The organism is Pseudomonas sp. G5001 (assembly GCF_013385475.1).
GTDB lineage: Bacteria > Pseudomonadota > Gammaproteobacteria > Pseudomonadales > Pseudomonadaceae > Aquipseudomonas.
In genome coordinates, this window is record NZ_JACAPZ010000040.1 from 1 (window position 1) to 7,601 (window position 7,601).

9 protein-coding genes are annotated in these 7,601 nt (G+C 65.1%); 3 read left to right on the forward strand and 6 right to left on the reverse strand.

Annotated features, from left to right (window positions below):
* Positions 1 to 69: 69 nt before the first annotated feature.
* From gspD to gspG, 5 genes are read right to left on the reverse strand one after another with little or no spacing between them, the layout of a single operon-like run.
* Positions 70 to 2,379, reverse strand: coding sequence for a type II secretion system secretin GspD (gene gspD / locus HX805_RS27410; protein WP_177117475.1), 2,310 nt, complete (start codon positions 2,377 to 2,379; stop codon positions 70 to 72).
* Complete coding sequence (gspM, locus tag HX805_RS27415) at positions 2,376 to 2,900, reverse strand: type II secretion system protein GspM (protein WP_003218654.1); 525 nt, start codon at positions 2,898 to 2,900, stop codon at positions 2,376 to 2,378. Before gspM ends, gspD begins: the two co-directional genes overlap by 4 nt.
* Positions 2,893 to 4,005 carry a type II secretion system protein GspL gene (gene gspL / locus HX805_RS27420; protein WP_177117476.1) on the reverse strand — a complete coding sequence of 371 codons (1,113 nt, stop codon included), beginning with the start codon at positions 4,003 to 4,005 and terminating at the stop codon, positions 2,893 to 2,895. Before gspL ends, gspM begins: the two co-directional genes overlap by 8 nt.
* A complete protein-coding gene (gspK, locus tag HX805_RS27425) occupies positions 4,002 to 4,949 on the reverse strand; it encodes a type II secretion system minor pseudopilin GspK (RefSeq protein WP_177117477.1) in 948 nt (315 codons plus the stop codon). Before gspK ends, gspL begins: the two co-directional genes overlap by 4 nt.
* An 8-nt stretch (positions 4,950 to 4,957) precedes the next feature.
* Positions 4,958 to 5,395: a type II secretion system major pseudopilin GspG gene (gene gspG, locus HX805_RS27430; RefSeq protein WP_003218660.1), complete on the reverse strand. Its 438-nt coding sequence runs from the start codon at positions 5,393 to 5,395 to the stop codon at positions 4,958 to 4,960.
* Between the two features lie 148 nt (positions 5,396 to 5,543).
* On the opposite strand from gspG, the gene gspI reads away from it, so the two are divergent.
* Positions 5,544 to 5,942: a type II secretion system minor pseudopilin GspI gene (gene gspI / locus HX805_RS27435; protein ID WP_177117478.1), complete on the forward strand. Its 399-nt coding sequence runs from the start codon at positions 5,544 to 5,546 to the stop codon at positions 5,940 to 5,942.
* Here gspI and HX805_RS27440 read toward each other — a convergent pair.
* A complete protein-coding gene (locus HX805_RS27440; protein ID WP_177117479.1) occupies positions 5,929 to 6,360 on the reverse strand; it encodes a type II secretion system protein N in 432 nt (143 codons plus the stop codon). The two genes, gspI and HX805_RS27440, sit on opposite strands and share 14 nt — an antisense overlap.
* An 85-nt stretch (positions 6,361 to 6,445) precedes the next feature.
* Here HX805_RS27440 and gspH point away from each other — a divergent pair, with 85 nt between their 5' ends.
* A complete protein-coding gene (gspH, locus tag HX805_RS27445; protein ID WP_177117480.1) occupies positions 6,446 to 6,898 on the forward strand; it encodes a type II secretion system minor pseudopilin GspH in 453 nt (150 codons plus the stop codon).
* The gene (locus tag HX805_RS27450) at positions 6,891 to 7,487 is read left to right on the forward strand and encodes a type II secretion system protein GspJ (protein ID WP_087695372.1); all 597 of its coding nucleotides are present in this window, start codon (positions 6,891 to 6,893) and stop codon (positions 7,485 to 7,487) included. The genes gspH and HX805_RS27450 overlap by 8 nt, the downstream gene beginning before the upstream one ends.
* Positions 7,488 to 7,601 lie beyond the last annotated feature (114 nt).

Below are 7,601 nucleotides of genomic sequence, written 5' to 3' on the forward strand. Positions count from 1 at the left end.
CGCTGTAAGAGCGGAACCATAGGTGGCCGTTACCGCAGCAACGGATATGCCCCCCATCCAAACCCCAAATCACCGCGGCACCGCCCGAATCACCGCCCTAACCCCCTGCCCCCCGGGAATCGCCTTATCCACCGAAGGCAACTGCGGCGCCTGCACATCCGGCATCGCCCAACTATGCTCCGGCTGCAACCCACCCTGGGCCCTGCGCATAAACTCATAGCGATTCAGCGTAATACTGCGCCCCGCCCCACCGTCACGAATAATGTAGGGCCGCAAAAACACCATCAAATTAGTCTTCGTCACACTGCGCTTTTCATTCCTGAACAGCGCCCCCAACCCCGGAATATCCGACAACCAAGGCACCGCGTCATTGCTCTGGCTATACCCATCCTGCAACAGCCCGCCAAGTACCATGATCTGCCCGTCATCCAGCAAAATACTCGTATCAATCGCCCGCTTGTTCGTCACCGTCCCGGCATCCACCGAAGCCCGCGTGTCGACGCTGCTGACCTCCTGGTAAATATCCAGCTTCACCGTCCCCCCCTCGGAAATCTGCGGCCGCACGTTCAGCTTCAGCCCCACTTCCTCGCGCTGCACCGTCTGGAACGGGTTATTGCTCGTGCCGCCGCCGCCCGTCACATAACTACCGGTGACAAACGGAATCGTCTGCCCCACAAAAATACTCGCCGCCTCGTTATCCAGGGTCAGCAGGTTCGGCGTCGACAACACATTAGTCCCGCCCTTGCTCTTCAACGCCCGGGCCAACACCTTGAGGTCCAGCACCTTGCCAATCCCCGGAATGTCCACCGAGCCATTCACCAGCCCGATGTTCAAACCCTTGGGCAACACATCAATGCTGGTCTTGCTGGTGGGGGTTCCATTCAAGCCGCTGCCCCCCAGGTTCACCCCACCAAAGCCACCCTTCCCGCCCAGGTTGCCCGCCTGCCACTGCACCCCGAACTCGCTGGCATCGTCCTCGCCCACTTCGACGATCAAACTCTCGATCACCACCTGGGCGCGACGCTGGTCAAGCATGTCGATCACCTCCCGCAGGTTGCGATACAGCGGGTCCGGCGCCGAGATCAGCAAGGTGTTGGTGGTGGCGTCCGCCTGGATCGTCACGCCACCGGCGCTGAACGCGGTGTTCTGGTCGGTAGGGGAAGAGGCTCCGGTGCTGCTGGTGTCCTGCCCGTAACCACTGGGCTGGACAGTGCCGCTGCCGGTGGGAGTGCCGCTGCTGTTCTGGGTACTGCCCTGGCCACCCTGGGTGTTGCCGCCCATGCTGCTCAACTTGCCGCGGGCATTGTCACTGGAACCGGTGTCGCTCTCGCCGGTCAGCAAGCCCCGCAGCGATTGCGCCAACTTGCCGGCCTGGGCGTTGCGCAGGTACACCACGTGCATATTGCTCGGGTTGCTCTGGGCGTTGTCGAGCTTGTAGATCAGGTTGCGCGCTAGTTCCGTGCGCTCCGGGCTGCCGGCGCGGATGATGATGGAGTTGGAGCGCGGGTCGCCGATCACGTTGATCTTCTGGGTCTGGTCGGCGCCCTGGGTTTCGAGGAGTTCCGAGACCATGGCGGCGATGTCCACGGCGATGCCGTTCTGCACCTTCACCACGTCGGTGTCGATGGCGCTCGGGGTGTCGATGCCGTCGATGATCTGTGCCACCCGCGCCAGGTTTTCCGCGTAGTCGGTGATCACGATGCTGTTGTTGCCGGGGTAGGCGTTGATCGGGTTGTTCGGCGACACGATCGGGCGCAGCACCGGGATCAGGTTCACCGCGTTTTCGTATTGCAGGCGGAAGGTGCGGGTCTGCATGCCCTGCCCGCCCGGGTTGGCGCCGCTGTAGATCGGCCCGCCCAGCAGCTTGGCGTCCGCCTCAGGCACCACCTGGGCCACGCCGCCTACGTCGACCACGCTGAAGCCCTGCATACGCAGCGCCGCCAGCAGCATGTCGTAGGCCTGGTGCGCCGGTACCTGGCCTTCGCTGACCAACGTGAGGTTGCCTTTGACACGCGGGTCCACCAGGAATTGCTGGCCGGTGGCGCGGGACAAGGCGCGCACCACCGCCTGGATATCGGCGTCGACAAAGTTCAGTTGTACCGGTTGATCACCCAGCGGGTTGCGCGCCCTGGCCGGTGCGGTGCCATGGCTGCGGGCGCTGTTGGTCACCGGGTGTTGCACCCGGGGTGGCGGCACGGTTTCGCGCTGGCGGTCCAGTGGCGTGTCGCCGCTGCGCCGGGTGTCGGCCAGGGGTTGGCCGAGCTCGCTGTCCACCAGCAACGGCGCGGAGGATTGGGGGTTGCTGCACGCTCCAAGCGCCAACAAGAGCAAAGGGGCGACCTTGCGATAAGGCGCAGCGTTGGGCAATGACCACTTCATGAAGCTTCCTTAGCGCCAGGCGCCTGATCCATGCGAACGGTCCCGGACAAGGTGCCGGCCGAGTTTGAAGGGGTGGCCTCGCCTGCGCGTTGCAGGCGGGCCGCAGAGACTTCCAGGGAGAACGGCCGGGGGTTGGCCAGCAGCCAGTCGATCACCGCGTCCGCCGGGGCATCGTCGAAGGTCAGGCGCCAGCTGCCGGTGTCCTGCGGCTGCAATTGATAGCGGCCCTGCAGCCCGGCGTTGTCGAGGGACTGGTGCAAGGCGGTTTCCAGGTCACTGCTGCGCGGGGCTGGGGCGACGCCTTGCAGCAGCACCTGCAAGGCCTCGGCCTGGCTGCGCAGTTTCGGAGTTTCGGCTTGCCAGTAGTCGATTTTCTTCAGCGGTGGCTGGATCAACAGCAACCAGGTCAGCAGGCCCGCCAGCACCAGGCCGGCACCCACCAACAGACGTTTTTCACGCATGGCCAGGCCGTTCCAGAACACCTGGGCCTGGCTGCGCAGAAGCTGCCAACGCTTATTCATCTTCGGCCTCATCGTCTGCATCGGCTTCAACGCGCTCGGTGAGCGGGCCGACTGTCCAGCCCTGGTCGTCGCGACGGGCGCTGAACCCGGCCTGGGCCAGCAGCGCCTGCGCGTCAGCGGCCAGCGCCGGGGTCCGGGCCTCCGGCAGCAGGCTCAGCTGCAGGCGGCCTTGCTCGTAGCTCAAGCTCTCGACGCTGCCCGCCATGGACGGCAGGCTGCTGCCCGCCAGCGCCAGCAAGCCGGTAAAGCGCTGCCCAGGTTCGGCCGCCGCGCCGCTCTGGCGTGCGGCCAGTTGCTGACGGGCTTGTTGCAGCGGGTTGAGAATCACCGGCAGTTCGGGGAAGGCCTGGCGTACTTGCTGGCTCATCTGCGCCTTGAGGCGTTGGCCTTCGTCGACCTGGCGGGCGGCGTAGAGGTTCAGGCCCAGGGCCCAGATGGCGACCGCCAGCGCCGTGCAGGCCGCCGCCCTGCCCCAGCCACCGGTTGCCGCCTGCTGGAGCCGACCGTGCAAACCCCAGCCCGGCGCGGTACCGCTCCAACGGGCATCGTCGGCCACATGGAGCACATCGACACCGGTGGCGAGCAGATCATCCAGCGCGGGCTGTCCCAACGGATGCACCGCACCCTGCTGGACACTGAGGCGCAGCAGCAAATGCCCGTCGCAGAAGGCCGCGCTCGCTGGCCCGCTGACCGGCAACGCGTAGGGCGCCGAGTACAGGCCACGCACTTTGATTTTCAGCTGGGTCGTTATCCGGCCCAGGTGCTCAAGGCTGCTTTTGGGCAACCAGCCGACCTGCACCAGGCCGCTGCTGTCCCGTGGGCCGTGGGCCACATGCATCAATTCCAGCGGGCCGAGGATCAGTGCCTGGGCCGCACAGGTCACTGCATCGTCGACCTTGGCGGAGGGCAATTGCGGCAGCTCCAGGCTGGTCAGCAAGCTGTCCCGTGGATGCAGAAAACACTCCGCCTGGGTATTCGCCCATTGCGCCAGGCGGCCCTCGCCCTGCTGGCTGACCTGCCCGGCGCGGTCCAGCCAGGCGAACTGCACCTGGCTCTCGGTGGTGAGTTCATCCAGCGGCGGCAAGCCGATGCGCAAACGCTTCATACGCCCACCCGCGACCAGATCACCTGGGGCTGACGGTCTTCGGGGCGATACAGCAACGCCTCCAGCGTGACCCGACGCTGCTCGCGGCGCGCCTGGCCGTGCACGCGAAACCACTCGCTGGTGATCCCCACCTGCACCGTGTCCACCGCGACTTGTGGCATGCGCAACCGGTTGACGAAATCCCCGCGATTGACAAACCAGCGCCCGCCGTCGCGCTCGGCCACCAGTGCCTGGGCCTGGGACAGGCTGAGCCCCGGTACCACGCTGCTAAGCACCTCGGCGCTGGCGGTATTGCCGTTGACCCAGGTAATGCCGGGCAGCACGCTGACATAGCTCGCCATGCGCCGCAGTTGGCGCGGGTCGAGGCCTTCGATACCGCTGAGGTCGGTGAGGCTGCGCAACATCGGGTACTTGGCCGGGATCAATGGCGCGGCGGCACCGGGCGAGGTATCCCGGCTGCTGTTGAAACCGCCGGTAAGCGAGGCGCCGAGCTCGCGCTGGTCGTATGAGTCGATCACTCGCCGGCTGATGCGGCGACTCACGGCCGGCTCGATGCCGATCAACTGGCACAGGCGTTCGAAGCTCTGCAATTGCCCGGCGTCCGGGTGTTGTTGGGTCACCAGATTGCGCAGGTTGAACTTGCCCTGCTCATCCTCAATCCGCCCCTCGAAAGCACCGCCGAGGGGCCGTGCCCACGGTTGATCGAGCCGGGTCAATACATCCTGACGGCGCGCATCCCACAGGAGTTGGCGACTGGTTTCCAGGCCGCCATTCAACAACCATTGGCCCTGGATACGCAGTTGTTCAGCTTCCAGGCTGCGGGTGAAGACGGTTTGCCGGGTGAGCATGGCGCCGGCAAGCACCGCGACCACGGCCGCGATCAGCAAAGCGCTGATAATCGCCATGCCGCGCTGCTTCGCCGCTGGGGGCGAATGGCTGTTCATCGCCGGCCTTACAACTGCCAGGAGCCGATATCGGCGTTCACGCCGTCACCATCAGGTTTCCCGTCGGCGCCGAGGGAGAACACATCCACTTCGCCGTTGGCCCCTGGGTTGAGGTAGTGATACGGGTTGCCCCACGGGTCGTTGGGCAAGCGTTCGAGGTAGGCGCGCCAGTTGCTGTTTTTCGCATCGGCCGGGCGTTCCACCAGCACCTTCAAGCCCTGGTTCATGCTCGGGTACGAGCCGTGGTCGAGGCGGTAGAGTTTCAGGGCCTGCATCAGCCCGCCAATGTCCTGCCGGGCCGCTGTGGCCCGCGCCTGGTCGGGGCGGTCGAGCACCTTGGGCACCACCAGCGCCGCCAGAATCCCCAGGATCACCACGACCACCATGATCTCGATCAGGGTGAAACCGCGCTGCCTGCGCGCTGACGTGAAGTGTGCGATATCCATGTCGACATTCCTTGGCTTGAGTGCATTTCGTGGCGCAGTGTTGCAAGAACACATGTCAGTCATGTTGAAAATCCTCGGGAGCTTTGGTCGCCAATCGGTCAACTCCCGGGGCTAGTCTGCGGGCCTGTTTCCCGGTTTTGAGTACGCCATGGGCGGGCCCCGCAACGAGCAAGGTTTCACCCTGATTGAAGTGTTGGTGGCACTGGCGATCATCGCCGTGGCCATGGCGGCGGCGGTACGCGTGGCCGGGCTGATGACCACCAGCAACGGCCTGCTGCGGGACAAGTCGATGGCGCTGCTGGCAGCCCAGGGCCGGATGGCGGAACTGCGCCTGGAAGGTCGGGTGAGCACCGGGCGCAAGACGTTCGACTGCGACCAGGGCCGGCTGAAACTGCGTTGCGAACAGACCATCAGCAACGGGCCGGGTGGGCGCCTGTTCCAGGTCAGCGTGCAGGTGCTGGACGCCACCCGGGAAGCGCCACCCCTGGCACGCCTGGAGACACTGCTGGGGCGCCCGCCGGTGAAGCGCCCGGTTACTGCCGAATGAGGCTTGGCAACGCCGGCCCGTCGGGCAACTTGTCGAGGGGCACGCGGATTTTTTCCGCGCCGCGCTCGATCTCCACGCTATCGCCTTCAATGGCCGTCAGCCGCACGCCGGGGCTCAGGCGTTCACCCAACAAAAAGCTGCGGGGCGGGCCGTCGTTGAGACTGAGGATCGCCACCGCCCCACGCGCCCCGGCAAGCACCCCGGAGACCCTGATCTGCATCACCGCCGGGGTATTGGAAAACCATTGCACGGCGGGGTTGTCGCTGCGGGCCGCCAACGCCTGGGGCGCGGCCTGCGGGGTGTGGGACTCGGCCGACGTGAGCAACAGCGGCGTCCAGGTCGCCCCCCCTGCCAGCGCCGCCAGCAACGCCACGGCCTGGACGCCATGGGCGGGTGAAAAACGATGGATGAATGCCATGGGCGGGACCTCCTGTTTGTCCGTCGCCTCAGGCTACAGGGCAATTCACACCTTTTTATTTCAGCGGTTGATCAGGGAGCAAAAAATGAAACAGCAGGGCTTCACGTTGATCGAGTTGATGGTGGTGCTGGTGATTATCGGCATCGCCAGTGCGGCCATCAGCCTGAGCATCAAGCCTGATCCGCTGCACCTGCTGCGCAAGGACGCGGAACGCTTGAGCCAATTGCTGCAGGTGGCCCAGGCCGAGGCGCGTGCCGATGGCCGGGCGATTACCTGGAAAGCCGATGCCAAGGGATTTCGCTTCAGCCGCGTGACGGATGATGGGCTGGGAGTGGAGAACTTCAGCGGCGATCAGCAACTGCGTCCGCGGGCCTGGGACAGTGCGCCGATGCAGGTGCGCATCGAGCCTGGGAAAACATTGGTGCTGGATGCTGAATGGGTGAACCCGCCCATGCGGGTGGTGCTGTCGGATGGGCAATACAGCCTGAGCCTGCAACGGGATGCGGCGGGGTTGTTGCGGGTGGTGAGTCATGAGTGACCAGAAGGGTTTTACGTTGATCGAGGTGATGGTGGCGATCATGTTGATGGCGGTGGTCAGTGTGATTGCCTGGCGCGGGTTGGACAGTGTGACCCGGGCTGATCAGCATTTGCAGGCCAGCAGTGAGCAGACGGAGGTGTTGTTGCGGGCGCTGAACCAGATGCAGCTGGATGTGAGCTTGCGCGCGGGGGTTGAGTTGGGGCCGCCGATTGGCGAAGACGCGCCGAAGCCTGGCGGGTTGGCGGCGGTGTCGGTGAGGAGTTCGGACAGCAAGGGGTTTCGGCTGGAGGTGATCCGGAGTGCGCCGGTTCCTGGGGATGGGTTGCAGCGGGTGCGGTGGTGGCTCAAAGGGGACACGCTGTATCGGGCGGCGGCACCGGCGCGGGATCGATATCCGCTGCCGGCGCCCCGGGATGCGGTGGCGGTGCTGGGGCAGGTCAGGGATTTGCAGGTGCGGGTTTGGGACAAGGGGTGGCGGCAGTTGAGTGGGAATCGGCAGGAGGAACCGCTGGGGATCGAGGTGGTTCTGGTGCGGGAGACGGGCCAGGGGGTGGAGCGGTATCGGCAGGTTTTGGGGCCCTTGCGGTAGGGCTTTTTGGGGTGGTGTACATATCCGTTATTTTTGTTATGGCTGATATGGGTTCCGCTCACTTTCGAAAAGCCGGAATGCCGACCCAGTCAAAAGTAAGCAAAACGCTCTTGC